The organism is Paraprevotella xylaniphila YIT 11841 (assembly GCF_900683745.1).
Classification (GTDB): domain Bacteria; phylum Bacteroidota; class Bacteroidia; order Bacteroidales; family Bacteroidaceae; genus Paraprevotella; species Paraprevotella xylaniphila.
Map to the genome: position 1 here is coordinate 1,140,353 of NZ_LR215980.1, position 18,836 is coordinate 1,159,188.

General features: G+C 49.8%; 14 protein-coding genes. 2 read left to right on the forward strand and 12 right to left on the reverse strand.

Going from position 1 to position 18,836, the window contains the following annotated elements; translation table 11 throughout:
* Nucleotides 1-13: 13 nt before the first annotated feature.
* From E0E47_RS04690 to E0E47_RS04700, 3 genes are read right to left on the reverse strand one after another with little or no spacing between them, the layout of a single operon-like run.
* Nucleotides 14-1,024, reverse strand: coding sequence for an endonuclease/exonuclease/phosphatase family protein (locus E0E47_RS04690; RefSeq protein ID WP_130893033.1), 1,011 nt, complete (start codon nt 1,022-1,024; stop codon nt 14-16).
* Nucleotides 1,021-2,493 carry a hypothetical protein gene (locus E0E47_RS04695; protein ID WP_232038336.1) on the reverse strand — a complete coding sequence of 491 codons (1,473 nt, stop codon included), beginning with the start codon at nt 2,491-2,493 and terminating at the stop codon, nt 1,021-1,023. The genes E0E47_RS04690 and E0E47_RS04695 overlap by 4 nt, the downstream gene beginning before the upstream one ends.
* A gap of 60 nt (nt 2,494-2,553) precedes the next feature.
* A complete protein-coding gene (locus E0E47_RS04700) occupies nt 2,554-4,011 on the reverse strand; it encodes an aminoacyl-histidine dipeptidase (RefSeq protein WP_172604754.1) in 1,458 nt (485 codons plus the stop codon).
* A 105-nt stretch (nt 4,012-4,116) separates the two neighbouring features.
* On the opposite strand from E0E47_RS04700, the gene E0E47_RS17235 reads away from it, so the two are divergent.
* Both E0E47_RS17235 and E0E47_RS04710 read left to right on the forward strand, forming a co-directional pair.
* The gene (locus E0E47_RS17235; RefSeq protein WP_172604654.1) at nt 4,117-4,338 is read left to right on the forward strand and encodes a hypothetical protein; all 222 of its coding nucleotides are present in this window, start codon (nt 4,117-4,119) and stop codon (nt 4,336-4,338) included.
* Nucleotides 4,339-4,352: 14 nt separating this feature from the next.
* Complete coding sequence (locus E0E47_RS04710; RefSeq protein WP_130893035.1) at nt 4,353-4,982, forward strand: OmpH/Skp family outer membrane protein; 630 nt, start codon at nt 4,353-4,355, stop codon at nt 4,980-4,982.
* 68 nt (nt 4,983-5,050) lie between these two features.
* Here the strand turns inward: E0E47_RS04710 and E0E47_RS04715 are convergent, their stop codons facing one another.
* The 9 genes from E0E47_RS04715 to E0E47_RS04755 form a co-directional block, all read right to left on the reverse strand.
* On the reverse strand, nt 5,051-6,166 hold the full coding sequence (locus tag E0E47_RS04715; RefSeq protein ID WP_130893036.1) for a sulfotransferase family protein: 1,116 nt from the start codon (nt 6,164-6,166) through the stop codon (nt 5,051-5,053).
* A 23-nt stretch (nt 6,167-6,189) separates the two neighbouring features.
* On the reverse strand, nt 6,190-7,617 hold the full coding sequence (gene cysN / locus E0E47_RS04720) for a sulfate adenylyltransferase subunit CysN (RefSeq protein ID WP_130893037.1): 1,428 nt from the start codon (nt 7,615-7,617) through the stop codon (nt 6,190-6,192).
* Between the two features lie 16 nt (nt 7,618-7,633).
* The gene (gene cysD / locus E0E47_RS04725) at nt 7,634-8,545 is read right to left on the reverse strand and encodes a sulfate adenylyltransferase subunit CysD (RefSeq protein ID WP_172604755.1); all 912 of its coding nucleotides are present in this window, start codon (nt 8,543-8,545) and stop codon (nt 7,634-7,636) included.
* 8 nt (nt 8,546-8,553) lie between these two features.
* The gene (gene cysC, locus E0E47_RS04730; RefSeq protein ID WP_008629499.1) at nt 8,554-9,150 is read right to left on the reverse strand and encodes an adenylyl-sulfate kinase; all 597 of its coding nucleotides are present in this window, start codon (nt 9,148-9,150) and stop codon (nt 8,554-8,556) included.
* Nucleotides 9,151-9,168: 18 nt separating this feature from the next.
* Nucleotides 9,169-10,716 carry an SLC13 family permease gene (locus E0E47_RS04735; RefSeq protein WP_008629503.1) on the reverse strand — a complete coding sequence of 516 codons (1,548 nt, stop codon included), beginning with the start codon at nt 10,714-10,716 and terminating at the stop codon, nt 9,169-9,171.
* Between the two features lie 23 nt (nt 10,717-10,739).
* Nucleotides 10,740-13,964: a carbamoyl-phosphate synthase (glutamine-hydrolyzing) large subunit gene (gene carB, locus E0E47_RS04740; protein ID WP_130893038.1), complete on the reverse strand. Its 3,225-nt coding sequence runs from the start codon at nt 13,962-13,964 to the stop codon at nt 10,740-10,742.
* A 14-nt stretch (nt 13,965-13,978) separates the two neighbouring features.
* Nucleotides 13,979-15,061 (reverse strand): glutamine-hydrolyzing carbamoyl-phosphate synthase small subunit, encoded by a 1,083-nt coding sequence (gene carA / locus E0E47_RS04745; protein WP_130893039.1) that lies wholly within the window; start codon nt 15,059-15,061, stop codon nt 13,979-13,981.
* Between the two features lie 24 nt (nt 15,062-15,085).
* The gene (locus E0E47_RS04750) at nt 15,086-16,975 is read right to left on the reverse strand and encodes an amidophosphoribosyltransferase (RefSeq protein WP_130894323.1); all 1,890 of its coding nucleotides are present in this window, start codon (nt 16,973-16,975) and stop codon (nt 15,086-15,088) included.
* Between the two features lie 154 nt (nt 16,976-17,129).
* Nucleotides 17,130-18,590 carry a glycosyl hydrolase family 28 protein gene (locus E0E47_RS04755; RefSeq protein ID WP_130893040.1) on the reverse strand — a complete coding sequence of 487 codons (1,461 nt, stop codon included), beginning with the start codon at nt 18,588-18,590 and terminating at the stop codon, nt 17,130-17,132.
* Nucleotides 18,591-18,836: the final 246 nt, after the last annotated feature.

Consider the following 18,836-nt stretch of genomic DNA (forward strand, 5'->3'; position numbering starts at 1 on the left):
TCCGGGCAGACATTCATTCGGGAAACCGCCACTCGAAATCCAATGTCACCGGAAAATGGTCGCTGTATCCTCCTTTATACAACGGGCCTTGGTAGGTGCGGAACGGACGAATGCCGCCATACGTCTTTTCCCGTTCGCACATAAAAGGAAAGGCCACTATGGCACGACATCCGTCGGAGGTATGAAACGGACGGCTATTGTCCATCAACGCCGGACTGACCAAGATATGGTCTATCGTTTCCCATATTCCACGGTAACGGTAGGAACCTTTCACCTCACTCTGCCTGGAAAAGGCAAGTTCTGGCTCATGGAAATATGGAATAAACGCTTCAAGGAACACTTCGTCTTCACTTCCGGCATTGAAATCACCCATAACCACAATACGGGCATCGCCCACCACGGTACGGATGGAGTCGGCAACGGCTGACACCGTCCGCACCGCCAACATCCGATGGCGGCGTGAAACACGGGTCGCTCCCAGACGACTGGGCAAATGGCATACGAGCACGTGCAGCGTATCTCCCGAAAGCACTCTTCCCTTTACATACAAGACATTGCGCGTGGGACGGAATCCGGCATCTACGGAAGGAACGGTGATTTCGCGGGACTCCAACAAACGGAAACTACCCGGCTGATAGAGCAAGGCCACGTCGATGCCCCGCACATCGGGAGAGTGGGTCGCCACGTAACGGTAACCGAGCGCACGCAGGGACGAACGCTGGGTCAAATCGAAAAGCACACTGTCATTTTCCACCTCACACAACCCGACCAAATCCGGCAAACGTTCTTCTCCTACAGCCGCAACGACTTTGGACAAGGCATCCAACTTGCGCCAGTAACGCGACGGTGTCCATTTCTTCTCCCCACCGGGTAAAAACTCACGGTCTTCCTTCAGGCTGTCATGACGGCAGTCGAACAAGTTCTCCACATTGTAGAACATGACCCGGAAAGGTTGCTGCCCCTTGACCGGAAGCCACGCGCTCCATCCACAAAGCAACGCCGAAAGCCAAACAAGCGGTTTCATTCTTCGGGCACGAATTCATAGCACCCGGCATCCGGTACCGGTTCCGTCAAACGGTCTGTCCCGTAACGGTCCGTCGGATAACGGGCGGCCCACTCCGTCGAGCCTTTGCCACGTGCAATGGAAATGTCTTTCAAACGGAAATCGTACAGATAGTTATCCGTATCGAACAACCGGAACTGTTCTTGGCCGGAACCCTCCTCGTCTTTCTTTTCATACACCACGCCGACGAAACGCGAGGCATCGTCTTCCGCCTCGACCGTACGAAGCACGCAATTCCCGAAATAGTAATCCACATCCTTGTTCTCGTCTTCCAGATTTCCCGTCACCACATCGTCGGCATATCCCGTCACCAGACAGTTCAGGAAATGGGCATGCTGGAGAGGATAATCCAAAGCTAACCATTTGTTGGCCAAATACAAGGCATCGCCCCGCTCAGCATCCCAAGGATAGAATTGCGCCAACGTGCAATGCACGAACTCGGCCCAACCACCTACCACGGCCACACAATGCCCTAACGTGTTGCTGATTTGGGTGTTGCCTACCGACGCACGGCAATGGTACAGCCCCAATCCTTCGCCTCCTACGTTATGAATCACGCTGTTCTCCAACGTCAGTTTCATCGCGTCCGTGGAAGAGCTGTCGCACGCAATGCCGTAGGAAGCACTATGGATGTCCACATGGTTCAGCCGGTTGTCCGTACTCGTGGCCTTCAGCCGTATGCCTCCCCAACGGGAAGGCGTATTGTCGTATGGCAGGTAGTCGAACATCCGGTCTGTACGGTCGCCACGGAACACCACCGGACGATCGACCGTCCCTTCGGCCACGATACGACCGTGCACCCAAAGGTTAGCCCCGTCGTGGAAATACAACTGTACGCCTGCGGCCATGGACAATGTCACTCCCTCTTTTACAGAAAGGCTGTCGTACACCACAATCGGACGTCCGGCCTCCAACAAAGTATCGGCTTCTATCACTCTGCCACGCCACATATAGGCATCCTGCCCCACTGCTGTAAGAATGACATGCTGCTCCGCCCCGCTCTCCAATGCAAAAATCAGTGTGTCGTTCAAGGCTACGGGGGCATCCTGCCCGTTTTCCGGCATCGTCACCTCTGCAAAGACACGGATACTGTCTCCCGTACGCACCTCGAAATCGTATGCCCGTGCCCCGCTTTCAGGCTCCAGATAGGAACCGTCCACATTCACCCGAAAGGGAGTGGCATACGCTTGTTTCAGACGTACGGACGCAATACGCAGGCCATCTGCGTTACGGTTGTAAACCATCAGTTGGCGTGTGCTCGACCCTACGGTTGAAATCACGGTGTCGAACCGCACCGTATCGGCAGAAAAGGATAACAGCGCACTGCGGTCGGTCGTGAACGACATGGAGTCGTCACAAGACGTAAAACCGGATACAGCCACGACGCCCCACACAAGGACTGAGCCACAAAGGACGGATATTTTTCGCATATTCATAAATTCAAAAAAGGCATATCTGCCTTGTCATAACGCAGATATGCCCCGCTTATTTTAGGCTTTCACCGGAATATTCTTCAAAATGGCTTTGATATGATCCCAAACCATGGCAACCGTCGGTATCAGCAACCGTTCGTCAGGCGAATGTACTCCACGCAACGTCGGGCCGAACGACACCATGTCCAGACCGGGATACTTCTCGCTGAACAACCCACATTCCAATCCGGCGTGTATCCCCAACACTTTCGGTTCTTTGCCAAACAAGGCTTTGTAAGTTTCCACCGCTATTTTCAAAATCTCTGATTCCGGATTCATCTTCCAACCCGGATAGCCTTCGCCCACTTCCACACGGGCACCTGCCAACTCGAAAGCGGCTTTCACCATATTGCTCATGTGGTGGCGTGCACTCAGTATGCTGCTGCGCTGACTGGTTTTCACTAGAATCTTATTGCCGTCCGTCAGACGGATACTGGCCAGATTGGAACTGGTCTCCACCAAATCTATATCCTGCGACATGGAAAGAATGCCGTTGTGCACGGCCTGTAAAGCCCAAATGAGCTTGCGGGCGACTTCGCGCTCCACGGCTTCCGGCCTCGCGCTTTCGCTCTGCAACTCGAAAACCATGGTCTTTTCGGTCACGCTGTATTCTTCTTCCACATCGGCACTGAACAGGTTCCAATCCACACGGATGCTCTCCTTGTCCTTCATCGGGATGGCACAAACCGCCATCGCTTCACGGGGTATGGCGTTGTGCAGACCTCCGGCCTGGATGTCGCATAAATATAAATCGTATTTTGCCCAAGCATTATACAGAAAACGCGCCAGTATCTTGTTGGCATTCGCCCGCTTCTTATTAATGTCGTCACCCGAATGTCCGCCCGTCAATCCTTTCACCTTCACTTCGAAGAAAAAATAATCCTGCGGAACATCCACCGGCGTAAAGTCGAATTCAGCCGTAGTTGCCGCTCCTCCGGCACAACTTACGAACAACTGCCCTTCGTCTTCCGAGTCCAAGTTCAACAAAATATCACCGGACATGAAACCAGGCTTCATGCCGAACGCACCGCTCAAGCCCGTCTCCTCGTCACGGGTAAACACACATTCTATCGGGCCGTGGGCAATATCCGAAGCATTCAACAAGGCCAACTCCATCGCCACGCCTATCCCGTCGTCGGCACCCAACGTCGTCCCGTCCGCACGCAACCAATCGCCATCAACCCACGTACGAATCGCGTCTTTTTCAAAATCGAACTCCACCTCACGGTTCTTCTCGCAAACCATATCCATGTGGCTCTGTAAGATCACCGTCTTACGGTTTTCCATCCCCGGAGTCGCCCCCTTACGAATCAATACGTTTCCCGTCTCGTCCACTTTGCATTCCAAACCTCTTTCACGGGCAAACTGTTCCAAATAAGCTATCATCCGCTCTTCTTTCTTGGAAGGACGGGGTATCCGGTTGATTTCTGCAAAAAACTTAAAAACCTCGGTTGGTTTCAATGAGCTCATTTCCATATCCATAATTTTATATATTCATTCTACTAAATTTGGTTAAAAGCGAAGATACGACACAAATCCACGCTTTTAAAGTTTATCTTTGCAGCACAAATATACGCAAAAATGTTGAAGACACTATTGTTTACCCTGATAATTGTGGCCATAAGTATGGCATTCTTTGCCATAAAAATCCTTTTCAAGAAAAACGGCCGCTTCCCGAACACCCACGTAGGCCATAGTGCGGCTATGCGCAAACGGGGCATCACGTGCGTACAAACCATGGATGCCCAGGAACGGGTGGAAAACCCACATAGAATCAATGAACGCAGTACAAGAAAATCATAAATAAAGAAAAAATAATGAAGAAAAACAGTATCATTGGCACAGGACTTATCACCTTGGCAGCCACATTCGCCCTGACGGGATGTAACAAGTCGGCACCGGAAGAAAAAACAAACACTCAAGCTACGGAAATCCCTGCAGGCGGATTGAAAATCGCATACGTGGAAATCGACACTCTGATGTCGCAATACAATTTCTGTAAAGACTACACGCTCCTGATGAACAAAAAGGGAGAAAATATCCGAGCTACATTGGCCGGAAAAGAACGCGCCCTCCAGGCTAAAGCCGCAGAACTGCAAAAGAAATATGAAACCAACCAGTTCACCACCAAAGAACAAGTGGAACAGGCTCAAATGACATTGGCCAAACAACAACAGGACTTGCAAGCATTAAACGACCGGTTGATGAATGATTTCGCCGCAGAACAAGCAAAATACAACACCGAAATGCGCGATTCCATCCAAGCATTCCTGAAAGAATACAATAAATCAAAGAAATTCGATTATATCATCAGCAAGGCGGGAGACAATATCTTGGTAGCCAACGCTAAGTACGACATTACTAAAGACGTGGTAAACGGCCTGAACAAGCGGTACAAACAGAAACCGGAAATGGCCGAAAAAATCAGCGGAAAAATCAAAGAATAAAAATAAGGCATCCTCTCACCCGAAAATGAGAGGATGCCTCGTTTTAAAGGAAAATACGGAATCCCATCTTATGGATGTATCTCATAATCCCAATCCTTAAGGGCATATCCCCAATTTTCATTCACCAACTGAATGGTACGGGGCTTATACTCATATTTGTTCTTTTTGTAGCCTTTCTTCCGGTCTGTATATCGGCGTATGGCAGCCTCGGCACAATGAAACTCGCGAATACCTAATTTTTCATACGCGAGCTTCGTAGTCCCGAATGCATCAGCCTCAAAATCCTCGAATTTCACTTCGAAAAGATTTCCTTCCGGCACATATTTTTTCTGTTCCTCGTAGGCGCGGTAAAGCTTTGTATAGGTAAGAAGAATATTCTTCTCCATCTCCTCGTCGCTGATATGCTGTAATTCCAACGGCTTGATGGTGTTGGTGAAGAAGCTACGTGTGCTCTCGAACACCGTATAGGGGTTACGCATCAGATAAATGAACTTGGCATTGGGAAACATTTCGACCAAGGCTTTTACACGTCCCGTATGAGGCGGGTTCTTGGATAAATACACATCACCTCCCGTCGTACAGTACCTGGAAATCTTCATCAACTTCACAAATGTTTCCTTGAATACCTGAAGTTCCTCTTTCGTAATGTTCTCAAACGTCAGATACTTGTCGCAATATTCCTGCCATTTCTGAGGAAAGAACCAAAAGTCATAGAAGGAATAAGGCATCATGTTCGACAAAGCGAATTCTTCCTCCTGCGGCAGGTCGGGAGCCAACTCCATATTATCCGTCGGACGCTTGTCCGGCATAAGCCACCCCATCGTCTTCTTGAAGAACGGTTGCCCGAACATCATCAGATGGGGAAATACAGTCTGGTACGTTGTCGTATAGCAAAAATTATCGTCCTGAGCAAAGATGTTGTGCACAAAAGTCGTACCGCTTCTCCAATGCCCGAGGATGAAAACAGGATCGTGGTCGAATTCGTACGCCCCCAACTTCTCCTCAAACCTGTGGTCTTGGATAGGTGCCAACAAACTCAACAGCCTGCATACGCTTTTCGTCAGATAATACTTGGTACGCTTGTCCGGAGCTATTTCCTGACCATGCGTCATTTCTTTAAACGTTTTCCAATCGGCACCTACTAACGTATTGACCGGAAGTTTGCTGAACTCTAATAATCCCATGAAACTTTGATTTTTAATTAAGGTTATTCTTTAATGATTTCTATCGCGAGACCTTGCCGTCCCAAATCTTTGACCGCTTTCTCTATGGCTTCGTAATGCTCTTTACCAATACCTAATTTAGGCAAGTCCAACTCCGGAAGACGCTCAACGTCATTCTCCTTGGCTTCCACCGGACCGATAATCATGCCTACAGCACTGGTGTTGTTCGTAATCGGATCTATCAATATGAAGGAACCGGTTGCACGGTTCTTCTGATAAGCATCAAAAAATATGGGTTTTGCCGTCGTGATATGCACTTTCCCTATTTCATTCAAATGAAAACCGTCCGCCGGACGCTGCTCCATCGTATTCACATCTACCTGATAACAAATCTCACCTACCGTGGCACGAGTCGTATTCGTATTATGCTTCAGATAAAAATGCTTGTTACGGTCCATCGGTTCTTCGTCCATCCATACGAGCATCGTCTCGAAATAGCGCCCTACTTCCGGCACGTTGTCTGGATGTACTAACATCTCACCACGTGAAATGTCTATCTCATCCTCCAACGTCAACGTCACGCATTGCGGACAAAAAGCCTCTTTCAAATCTCCGTCGTACGTCACAATACGTTTCACATGAGACTTCTTACGCGACGGAAGAGCCATGATTTCATCTCCTTCCCGTACCACACCGGAAGCTATCTTTCCGCAGAACCCACGGAAATCGAGGTTAGGGCGCAACACGTACTGCACAGGATAACGGAAATCCGTCATGTTGCGGTCGGTATGAATGGGCACGGTCTCCAAAAAGTCCAACAGGCTAGTGCCTTCATACCAAGGCGTACGCTCGGACTTTTCTACCACATTGTCACCATCCAAAGCGGAAAGGGGAAAACAAGTCACATCTTCTATACCTAATTTATCCGTCAAAGCCTTATATTCCGCTACGATGGCGTCGAACACGTTTTCGTCGAAATCCACCAAATCCATCTTGTTCACGGCCAACGCAATATGTTTGATTCCCAACAAGGAAACAAGAAAGGTATGACGACGGGTCTGCGTGATGACTCCCGTACGGGCATCCACCAATATGACGGCCAAATTAGCTGTGGAACCGCCGGTAATCATGTTGCGGGTGTATTGTTCGTGTCCCGGAGTATCGGCAATTATAAATTTGCGTTGGTTCGTCGAGAAATAACGATAGGCCACGTCTATGGTGATACCTTCTTCGCGCTCCGCCTTCAAACCGTCGAGCAACAAAGCATAATCTATATGGTCGCCGGCATTTCCCACACGTTTGCTGTCACGCTCCAAAGCCTGCAACTGATCCTCATACAGTTTCTTGCTGTCGAACAAAAGCCGGCCTATCAATGTGGATTTTCCGTCATCCACCGAACCGGCCGTCAACAGGCGCAACAAATCTTTTTTCTCGTCTTGGTCTAAAAACTCCTTTATATTTAATGTAGCCATATAATACCCTCCTGAATTAAAAATACCCTTCACGCTTTTTCTGTTCCATGGACGCCTCCTGGTCGAAGTCTATCACACGGGTCGTACGCTCACTCTTGGTGGTAGTCATCATTTCCTCCACAATCTTCTCTATCGTGTCGGCTTCACTTTCGATGGCACCGGTCAGCGGCCAACAGCCCAACGTACGGAAACGAATATTCTTCATCTCAATCTTGTCGCGGTATTTTTCCGGCAAACGGTCGTCGTCCGGCATAATCAGTTGTCCGTCGATGTTCACTACCGGACGTTCCTTGGCATAATACAGCGGGACGATAGGAATGTTTTCCAAACGGATGTACTGCCAAATGTCCAATTCTGTCCAATTGCTCAACGGGAACACCCGAATACTCTCTCCTTTGTGGATACGGGCGTTATAGATGTCCCATAACTCCGGACGTTGATTCTTAGGATCCCACTGTTGGAACTGGTCACGGAATGAAAAGATACGTTCCTTTGCACGGCTTTTCTCTTCGTCGCGACGCGCCCCACCAAAAGCCGCGTCAAACTTATACTTGGACAAAGCATCCAACAAAGCCTTGGTCTTCATCAAATCCGTATGCACCTTACTGCCGTGCGTAAAGGGGCCTACCCCTGCCCGGAACGCTTCCATATTGGATTCCACAATCAGGTTCCAACCGTATTTTTTGGCATAGTCATCGCGAAATTGTATCATCTCCTTAAACTTCCACTTGGAGTCGATGTGCATCAAAGGGAAAGGAACCTTGCCCGGGGCAAAAGCCTTTTCAGCCAAACGAACCATCACGGAAGAATCCTTTCCTATGGAGTAAAGCATTACAGGATTCTCAAACTCAGCCGCCACCTCACGGATAATGTGAATGGACTCAGCCTCCAACTCCTGCAAATGACTCAATTTATATTCAGACATAATATTGTGATTTATTTATTGTTCAATATAAGTTCCAACACTTTATTAACCGATTCTTCCAACGTCAGAACGGAAGTATCCAACGTCAGAGCCGGATGTTCCGGCACCTCGAAGGGGGCACTGACTCCGGTAAAATCCTTGATTTCTCCCCGACGTGCACGGGCATACAAACCCTTTACGTCGCGTTGTTCGCAAACTTCCAACGGTGTGGACACATAGACTTCCCTAAAATCGTCTGCCCCGATAATCTCAGAAGCCATGTGACGGGATTCGTTCGTAGGACTGATAAAGGCTGAAAGCGTCACCACCCCCGTATCTACGAATAATTTTCCGATTTCAGCAATACGACGGATATTCTCTTTCCGGTCATCAGCCGAGAATCCCAAATTCTTATTGATACCGCTACGAATATTATCACCGTCCAAAATGCGGCACAAGATGCCACGCTTATGCAACTCCCGTTCTACACCGAGTGCCACCGTACTTTTCCCGGAACCGGACAAGCCAGTGAACCAGACCATCACCCCACGTTGTCCAAGAAGTTGTTCCTTGTCCGAACGGGTCATCATTTTTTCGTATATCGGATAGATATTTGTCGCCTCTCCCATAAACTGCTTACTTCTCTTTTAAAAATTCCAGAACAAAGGTATTAAAAATACAGATAACACAAACACAATTATGTTCAAAGGCAAGCCTATTTTAACGAAATCGGTAAATTTATAGCCTCCGATACCTTGTACAATCAAATTGGTCTGGTAACCGATAGGTGTAGAGAACGAGGCTGACGCAGCCATACAAATCACTACAAAGAACGGAGTCGGACTCACTCCCAAATGATTGGCCACCTCCAAAGCGATAGGAAAAGACAGGGCGGCGGCGGCGTTATTCGTTATCAACTCCGTAAACAGGTTCGTGATAACAAAAATCACAGCCAACAAAGCATACGGTCCGAGAGCATCGGTCATACCTATTATATATTCGGCAATGAAAGCCGCAAACCCGGAATTACTCATAGCCTTACTGATGGCAAAAGCACAGGCGATGGTAATCAACACGTCCCATGAAATGAACTTCGTATATTTCTTGGGATTGAACATTCCCGTCCAAGCCATAATCACCGTTGTGACGCAAACAAAGAAAAACATATCCAACTTCAGTCCGGGAAGAGCCCGCTCCACGACCGGAAGCTCGCCTACCGTTGCCCCGATAATCATCACCAACAACAGAATCATGGCCAGATATTTCTTTTTCTTTCCCATTTCGGGTTCCGCATCCAACACCGACAACATCAAAAACACGCGGCTGTCTCCCCACGTCGGAATAAAGGTGCCGTCTGCATCCAGAATCAACGTGTCATTTTCTGACAGGCGTACATTCATCCAATCCCCTTGGAGACGTTCACCATTACGATGCAGACTTTTTACCGTGGCTCCATAATGACGGTGAAAATCAAATTCGCGCAACGTTTTTCCGTTTCCGGGGAAACGTGCCCCCAACACAGCCTCCACGCGTACAATGTCACCCGAGTCGCTACTTTCTTCAATATCGTCATCTTTCAGGGTTCGGTCTGGCAATAAACGCTTGGCAAAACAAACCAGATAAATAATGCCCACAATGGCTATAATCACCCCGACTTGCCCCAATTCGAAGATGGAAAATCCCTTAAGACCCGCGTCTTGTATCATTCCGTCCACCACCAAATTCGTGGAAGTTCCTATCAACGTACAAATACCGCCAAGTATAGTGGCATACGAAAGAGGTATCAGAAATTTTGCAGGCGGCAGTTTCATCCGTCTTGCCCAGTTCTTGATGATAGGCGCAAAGATGACAACCACCGGCGTGTTGTTCAGAAAAGCCGAAATGAAAGCAATGACCGGCAATACACGCAGATTCGTATTGGCTACTGTAGACTTCTTTTGCGGTAACATGGCAAAAATCAAACGTTCCAACACCCCACTCTTACGTATTCCTTCACTGACCAGAAACAAAAGAGCCACCGTAATCATGCCTTTGTTCGAGAAACCCTCCAACACTTCCTTAGGGGTAAGTATTCCCGCACAGAAAAACAAGATGACGACAGAAAAAAGTATCATGCCCGGACGCATACGGTCGTAGATTAGTGCTACGACCATAGCGGCCAGACAGATTAAGACATAAACAATTTCAAAATTCATGGTATGGCATGATTGTGTAGTGTTTACTTATATTCAGACCAACTCTTTATGGGCAGATCATCCATATCAATATGGCAGAAAGCCTGGATAAAGGCACTCGCCAAACGGGAGTTCGTAATCAAGGGAATATTCAAATCCACCGCAGCACGGCGAATCTTGTAACCGTTGCTCAATTCGCTTACCGTCAAATCCTTCGGGATATTGACCACCATATCTATCTCCCGGTTATGCAGCATGGCAAGTGCTTGAGGTGTTCCCTCCTCACTCGGCCAATACACCAAATGGTTCGCCACACCGTTCTCCGTCAGATAACGGCTAGTTCCTCCTGTAGCATAAAGTTCATAACCATGCTCTTTTAAAGTACGGGCTGCTTCTAGCATGTCGGCTTTCTGTTTGGCGCCACCGGTAGACAAAAGAATGTTCTTCTTCGGAATACGATGCCCTACCGAAAGCATGGCCGTAAGCAAAGCGGTTCCCGAGTCGTCACCCAAACAACCGACTTCTCCGGTCGATGCCATATCGACTCCAAGTACGGGGTCGGCCTTCTGCAAACGGTTGAACGAGAACTGGCTGGCCTTGATGCCCACATAATCGAAATCGAAAAGGCTCTTGTTCGGCTTCTCCACCGGCAATCCCAACATGACTTTCGTGGCCAGTTCTATCATATTTATCTTAAGCACCTTGCTCACGAACGGAAAACTCCGTGAAGCACGCAGGTTGCATTCAATCACCTTGATGTCGTTGTCCTTGGCCAAGAACTGGATATTGAACGGGCCGCTGATTTTCAGCTCGCGGGCTATTTGCCCGGAAATCTTCTTGATGCGACGCACCGTCTCCACATACAATTTCTGTGCAGGGAACTGGATGGTGGCATCTCCCGAATGCACGCCGGCAAACTCAATGTGCTCGCTGATAGCGTATGCCACGATTTCTCCCTCGCGTGCCACGGCATCCATCTCCACTTCCTTGGCATGCTGCAAGAACTTACTGATGACAACTGGATGTTTATGAGACACATTGGCAGCTAACTTCAAGAATCGCTCTAACTCATCCTGATTGGAACATACGTTCATCGCCGCACCGGAAAGCACATACGAAGGACGTACCAAGACCGGAAAGCCTACCTTACTTATAAATGCGTTTACATCGTCCATACTGGTCAGCGCACTCCATTCCGGTTGGTCCACACCGATACGGTTCAACATGGCCGAAAACTTCTCACGGTCTTCCGCATTGTCAATGCTCTTGGCCGTCGTGCCGAGAATAGGAATACGCTGTTGGTCCAAACGGATGGCCAGGTTGTTCGGGATTTGTCCGCCCGTAGAAACGATAACCCCTTTCGGACATTCCAAATCCAGAATATCCAACACGCGCTCGAAAGTAAGTTCGTCGAAATAAAGGCGGTCGCACATGTCGTAGTCGGTAGATACCGTTTCGGGATTGTAGTTAATCATCACCGAACGGAAACCCTCTTTACGGATGGTGTTCAACGCCTGCACACCGCACCAATCGAACTCGACGGACGACCCGATACGATAGGCACCCGAACCCAAAACCACAATACTGCGCTTGTCGTGTTCGTAATGAATGTCATGGGCTATGCCGCTATAAGTCATGTACAAATAGTTCGTCTGCGCCGGATACTCGGCAGCCAACGTGTCTATTTGTTTCACAACCGGTACGATACCTGCGGACAAGCGACGACGGCGCACTATCAGCGAAGCCTCTTCGATGTCCATTTCCTCTTCCATACCCAAGGCACGGGCTATCTGGAAATCCGTAAAGCCTTGCACCTTCGCCCGGCGCAACAAGTCATTGTCTAGCACATTGATGCTTTTGCAGGCATGCAAAGCCTTGGACGTATCCTTGATGTTCTGTAGTTTTTGCAGGAACCACTTGTCTATCTTCGTCAGTTCATGAATCCGGTCTATCGTATAACCTTTCTGCATGGCCTTGGAGATGATAAAGATACGCTTGTCGGTCGGTTCGTGCAGGGCGGCATCGATGTCGTCGATTTGCAGTTCCTTGTTCTCCACAAAACCATGCATCCCCTGGCCTATCATGCGCAAGCCTTTCTGGATAGCTTCCTCGAAAGTACGGCCTATGGCCATCACCTCGCCTACAGACTTCATGGAGGAACCCAACTCGCGGTCCACACCTCGGAACTTACCCAAATCCCAGCGCGGTATCTTGCACACCACATAATCCAACGCCGGCTCGAAGAAGGCCGATGTCGTTTTCGTCACGGAGTTTTTCAGTTCAAAAAGCCCGTAGCCCAACCCCAATTTGGCAGCCACGAAAGCCAACGGATAACCCGTGGCCTTGGAAGCCAAAGCGGAAGAACGGCTCAGACGTGCATTCACCTCGATGACACGGTAATCCTCCGATTCAGGGTCGAAAGCATATTGCACATTACATTCTCCCACGATTCCGATGTGACGGATGATGCGGATGCTCAACGCCCGCAATTTGTGGTATTCCGAATTGGTCAACGTCTGCGAGGGAGCAATCACGATACTTTCACCGGTATGAATGCCGAGCGGGTCAAAGTTTTCCATGTTGCACACCGTGATACAGTTGTCATAACGGTCGCGCACCACTTCGTATTCAATCTCTTTCCATCCCTTCAAACTCTTCTCCACCAACACTTGAGGTGAAAACGAGAAAGCCTTCTCTGCCAACTTGTTAAGTTCGTCCTCATTGTCGCAGAATCCTGAACCCAGGCCACCCAACGCATAGGCCGCACGGATAATCACGGGATAGCCCAGATGGGCAGCCGCCTTGCGGGCTTCTTCGATATTCCCGCAAGCATGGCTCTTGATGGTCTTCACGTCGATTTCATCGAGCTTCTTCACGAACAATTCACGGTCTTCCGTGTCGATGATAGCCTGTACCGGAGTTCCGAGCACCTGCACGCCGTATTTCTCCAAGATTCCTTCCTTATATAAGGCCACACCGCAATTCAAAGCCGTCTGTCCTCCAAACGCCAACAAGATACCTTGCGGCCGTTCCTTCCGGATGACTTTCTCCACAAAAAACGGAGTCACCGGCAAAAAATAAATCTGGTCGGCCACCCCTTCGCTCGTCTGCACCGTGGCGATGTTCGGATTGATGAGTACCGTCTCTATCCCTTCCTCTTTCAACGCCTTCAACGCCTGCGAACCGGAGTAATCAAACTCACCGGCCTCGCCGATTTTCAGCGCACCGGAACCTAACAACAATACTTTCTTTATTCCTTTATCTTCCATAGACCACCTGTTTCTTATTTGAGCAAATTTACAAAATCATCGAACATGAACTCCGTATCCACCGGACCGCTGCAAGCTTCCGGATGGAACTGCGCACTGAACCAAGGATTTACTTTATGGCGTATGCCTTCATTGGAACCGTCGTTCATGTTGACGAACAAGGGTTCCCAGTCTGCCCCGAGCGTTTCCGCATCCACAGCATAACCGTGGTTCTGGCTCGTGATGAAACAACGGGTCGTGCCCACCATCCTCACCGGCTGATTGTGGCTGCGGTGCCCGTACTTCAATTTATAAATCCGGGCACCGGCCGCTTTACTCAAAAGCTGGTTGCCCATACAGATGCCCATGCAGGGGCGCACCGAAGGAGAAGCAAGGAACTTGCGGATGTTCGCTACCGCAGCCTCGCACGTGTCCGGGTCGCCGGGACCGTTGGCCAAGAAGAGGCCGTCAAACTCCAACGTATTGAAATCATAGTTCCAAGGCACGCGTATCACTTCCACGCTGCGACGAAGCAGGCAACGTATAATATTGTGTTTCACACCACAATCCACCAACACGACTTTCTTCCGTCCGCCTCCTTCATTGTAACGGATGACATCCTTACACGACACTTTATCCACGAAGTTCACACCGTTATAATCGGCCTCGGGTATGTTATCCGGTTCGTCGTCAAACACAATCTTGCCCATCATCACCCCGTGTTCGCGCAACACCTTCGTCAACTCGCGCGTATCCACTCCCGTGATGCCCGGCACCTGTTCCCGTTTCAGCCAGTCTGCCAGACTTTCTTTTGCATTCCAATGGTTGTAGGCCAGACTATAATCGCTTACGATAATGGCCGAGGCATAAATCCGGTCGCTCTCCATGAAAGTGGCCAGGCCATTCTCTTCCATAGTAAAAGCCGGCACGCCGTAGTTCCCGACCAAAGGATAGGTCAGCGTCATCAACTGCCCGGCATAAGACGGGTCGGTCAAACTCTCCGGATACCCCATCATGGCCGTATTGAAAACCACTTCGCCGGCCACCGGTTTTTCATAACCGAACGACTTACCGTGAAAACGGCTCCCGTCGTCGAGGATAAGTGTCACGTTTCTCATTGCAGAAATACAATCTTTATTATCTTATTTATTTGCCTTAAACACATTCTCATAATAACTGATGAACGCCCGGTTCACCAACTTCACGCCACCCGGTGTCGGATAGTCGCCGCTGAAATACCAGTCGCCCGAATGCCCCGGACAGGCCTCGTGAAGGCCCTCCAGCGTCTGGTATACGATTTCAATGGGCGTGGTGACTCCTGCCGGGCGCAACATCTCCACCATCTTGCATGAAATGTCCTCGTCCGCAAAAGGAGCGTAGATGGCTTTCACGCTGTTCACCATTTCTTCTTTAGGCAACCCCATCTGCATTTTACATTGTTCATAAACCTCACCCACCACGTGCGCCATGCCCCGTTCTTTCAACAGCTCCACGGCTGCGCGGAAAGCGATGAACTCATCCATATTGGACATGTCGATACCGTAATAATCGGGATAGCGCACCTGCGGCGAAGAAGACACCAGCACGATTTTCTTCGGGTGCAGGCGGTCAAGGATGCGGATGATGCTCTCTTTCAGCGTAGTCCCGCGCACGATACTGTCGTCGATGACCACCAGATTGTCCTCGTAGGCATTCACGCTCCCGTAAGTGATGTCATACACATGCGCTGCCAAATCGTTCCGGCTGTTGCCTTCCGTAATGAACGTACGCAGTTTGATGTCCTTGATAGCCACTTTCTCGCTACGGATATACTGGCTCAGGATGCGTTCGAGCTCCTCATGCGTGGGCTTATGTCCCAACGCTTCTATCTGGGCAATCTTGGTTTGGTTCAGATACGCCTTGAAAGCATCCAACATGCCATAAAAGGCGACTTCCGCCGTGTTCGGAATAAAAGAGAACACCGTATGTTCCAAATCCCCGCCAATGGCTTTCAGGATGGCATCGCGCAACTGCATGCCCAAAGCCTTACGCTCCAGGTAAATATCGCGGTCGCTTCCACGACTGAAATAGATTCGTTCGAACGAGCAGGCTTTCACCTCCTTGGGTTGCAAGATTTGTTCCAAACGCATCTCCCCGTCCTTATGCACGCTGACCGCCTGCCCCGGCATGAGTTCGTGTATCTGCTCCGTCTCCAACGCGAAAACCGTCTGGATGACAGGACGCTCGGAAGCCACGACCAAAACCTCATCGTCTTTATACCAAAAGGCCGGCCGGATACCCCACGGGTCACGCAGGACAAACATCTCGCCGCTGCCCGTCGCCCCGCACACCACATAACCGCCATCCCACAAGGGAGCTGCCGTGCGCAACACGTTGTTCACGTCGATGCGTTCCTCGATATAATGCGTGATATCCATGCCGGACAATCCATGCCCTATGGCTTCGGCATAAAGGCGTTCGCTTTCGCGGTCGAGCCTGTGCCCCACTTGCTCCAACATGATATAAGTGTCGGAATAAATCCGGGGATGCTGTCCTTTGGCCGTAATGCCGGCAAATACCTCATCCACATTCGTCAGGTTGAAATTGCCACACAGCGCAAGGTTTTTCGCCCGCCAGTTGTTGCGCCTCAGAAACGGGTGGACAAAAGAAAGGCCACTCTTTCCGGTCGTTGAATACCGAAGGTGGCCCATATAAATTTCACCGGCAAAGGGAAGCTGCCGTTTGGCATACGTGGCGTCTGCAAGCTGTTCCGCGCCCAAATCCCTGAACCGGGACTGCACGGAGGAAAAAATCTCGGTAATGGCACCCGTACCCAGCGCCCGTTCACGGAACATATACTCTTCTCCGGGATTCGCCTCCATCTTCACGCAAGCCAACCCGGCTCCTTCTTGTCCGCGGTTATGCTGTTTCTCCATTAAAAGGTAAAGCTTGTTCAAGCCATACATCCAAGTACCATACTTTTCCTGGTAATACTCCAAGGGCTTCAGCAAGCGTATCATAGCGATCCCGCATTCGTGTTTCAACTGCTCCATGACAATCGTTTTCTTCAAACCTTATTAGTGGGCAAAGGTACAAATAAATGCGAATACTTGCAATTTATTTCGCTATTTACGTAGAAAAAGACACTTCTTGTGACAAAAAAGAAACCTATCCACGCTTTCATGAACAAAACGAAAGACAAGCTCCCTACCTTACTTCCACATCGGAAACAAACCCGTTCATCTCTATCCCTTCCGTGCCCGTCAGTTTCTTTCCGTCTACCGTGACATTCTCCAACAGCACGCCGCACACGTCGTTGCCTGCGTCATATCCTTTTATCCGCATAGGATACATTTTTCCCCTTTCACCTTGGTAGCGGATATTACGGAAGACAAGGTTGCGAATCGGACCGCCAGGCTCACGGTTATATTTCTCATTGAAAAGAACCCGGATATCTATCAGCCGCGCCTCTTCGCAGTCTTCCACCCGGATGTCCTCGAACGACACGTCCTCCACCCGGTTCTTGTCGCCCACGCATACGGCCATCACTCCACGATAGTTGTCGTCATCCTCATCCACGTTCAGCACGTCTATGTTGCGGAACCTTACGCTGCGAAGCGTCTCCCCCTTCGGGGAACGGTCGTCACCATGGCCTCCCACGTTAATGGCATGCGCCACATCGGCCCACAAAATGGAATTCTGCACCGTCAGGTTGCTTGTCCCTCCCCAAAACCACCACCGGTGATTATAAAATGCCAGGCAGTCGTCGCTCGTACGAAGAAACACATCGTCCACCAACCAGTCATGGCAACACATCAAGTCAATCCCGTCGCTCCACCCCCGGGATGAAAAGCTCTTCACATTCCTGACCGTCACCTTCCGGCTTTCTCCGCCCATTATGGTGTAATGCCGGGGGTTGACCACCGTAATGCCTTCTACGTGCACGTTGCGCGAACGGGTGATTTCCACGCCGCGCAAAGGCTGGAACAGCATCCCTCGTCCCACAATCCGCACATTCTTTGCCCTGTCCACCCTGAGCTTGGCTTTCACCAAGGCCCCCGGCGCCAGGTAAACCGTGCAGTTGCTCGGTACGTCTATCTCATCGTTGGGCAGGTCCTTGGGCTTATGCACGCCGGGACCGAAATAAATCAGACGGCAATCTTTCCGGAAAATGTCTTTCGAACCTCCATCCCAGACCACGACGCCTTCGCCCCCTGTTCCGTCATACGTCTCCGTCTCCACAGCATTGGCAAACAAATGGAGATTACCCATACGGTCGCCCCCGAACTCCACACTCAACTTGGCCGGACGCTCCAGGCGGAACGTCAAGGCGTGCCCGTCCACCTTATTATATGATATACCTCGCGAAAGAGGACGTATCTTCACGTCATCCACCGGTAAACCATGCGCCACGACCTTCACCTCCACCGGCTCGTCTGCGTCGAACTGCGCCATGGCAGCCCGGCTCTGCGTGTCCATGTCCACCTCCACTGAAAAAACCTGTAACTCCCGCCAGGCATTTTCCGTCCCGGCCTCCCTGACGTACACCTTGTAACGGTTGTCGTCCACAACGGCCTGGTCTTCTATCTTCGGATACACGAGTATTTTCGCTTGCATGGGAAAAGAAACGAAGAAGGCTCCCAACGCGCCACATAATATCTTATTCATACTACCAACTTTACGTGAATATAATATATATACGAACGAACCTCATAAAATACCAATCGGAATACATTATATTATACTTAAAAAATATTAAATCCAAAACCCGGCATGCCATTGACATTCTGACACCATGTCATTTCCACACCCCCAAGAATTGCGTATTCGCACACAGGCAAAGGCTGCGACAAGAATAACGCAACCATACAGCCCTTCAGGAATAACAAAATGACAACCCTTACGCAAGAATAT

Coding starts and splice junctions, on each gene's coding strand:
- E0E47_RS04690 (WP_130893033.1), bottom strand. CDS start 1,024: ATGAAACCGCTTGTTTGGCTTTCGGCGTTGCTTTGTGGATGGAGCGCG.
- E0E47_RS04695 (WP_232038336.1), bottom strand. CDS start 2,493: ATGCGAAAAATATCCGTCCTTTGTGGCTCAGTCCTTGTGTGGGGCGTC.
- E0E47_RS04700 (WP_172604754.1), bottom strand. CDS start 4,011: ATGGAAATGAGCTCATTGAAACCAACCGAGGTTTTTAAGTTTTTTGCA.
- E0E47_RS17235 (WP_172604654.1), top strand. CDS start 4,117: ATGTTGAAGACACTATTGTTTACCCTGATAATTGTGGCCATAAGTATG.
- E0E47_RS04710 (WP_130893035.1), top strand. CDS start 4,353: ATGAAGAAAAACAGTATCATTGGCACAGGACTTATCACCTTGGCAGCC.
- E0E47_RS04715 (WP_130893036.1), bottom strand. CDS start 6,166: ATGGGATTATTAGAGTTCAGCAAACTTCCGGTCAATACGTTAGTAGGT.
- cysN (WP_130893037.1), bottom strand. CDS start 7,617: ATGGCTACATTAAATATAAAGGAGTTTTTAGACCAAGACGAGAAAAAA.
- cysC (WP_008629499.1), bottom strand. CDS start 9,150: ATGGGAGAGGCGACAAATATCTATCCGATATACGAAAAAATGATGACC.
- E0E47_RS04735 (WP_008629503.1), bottom strand. CDS start 10,716: ATGAATTTTGAAATTGTTTATGTCTTAATCTGTCTGGCCGCTATGGTC.
- carB (WP_130893038.1), bottom strand. CDS start 13,964: ATGGAAGATAAAGGAATAAAGAAAGTATTGTTGTTAGGTTCCGGTGCG.
- carA (WP_130893039.1), bottom strand. CDS start 15,061: ATGAGAAACGTGACACTTATCCTCGACGACGGGAGCCGTTTTCACGGT.
- E0E47_RS04750 (WP_130894323.1), bottom strand. CDS start 16,975: ATGGAGCAGTTGAAACACGAATGCGGGATCGCTATGATACGCTTGCTG.
- E0E47_RS04755 (WP_130893040.1), bottom strand. CDS start 18,590: ATGAATAAGATATTATGTGGCGCGTTGGGAGCCTTCTTCGTTTCTTTT.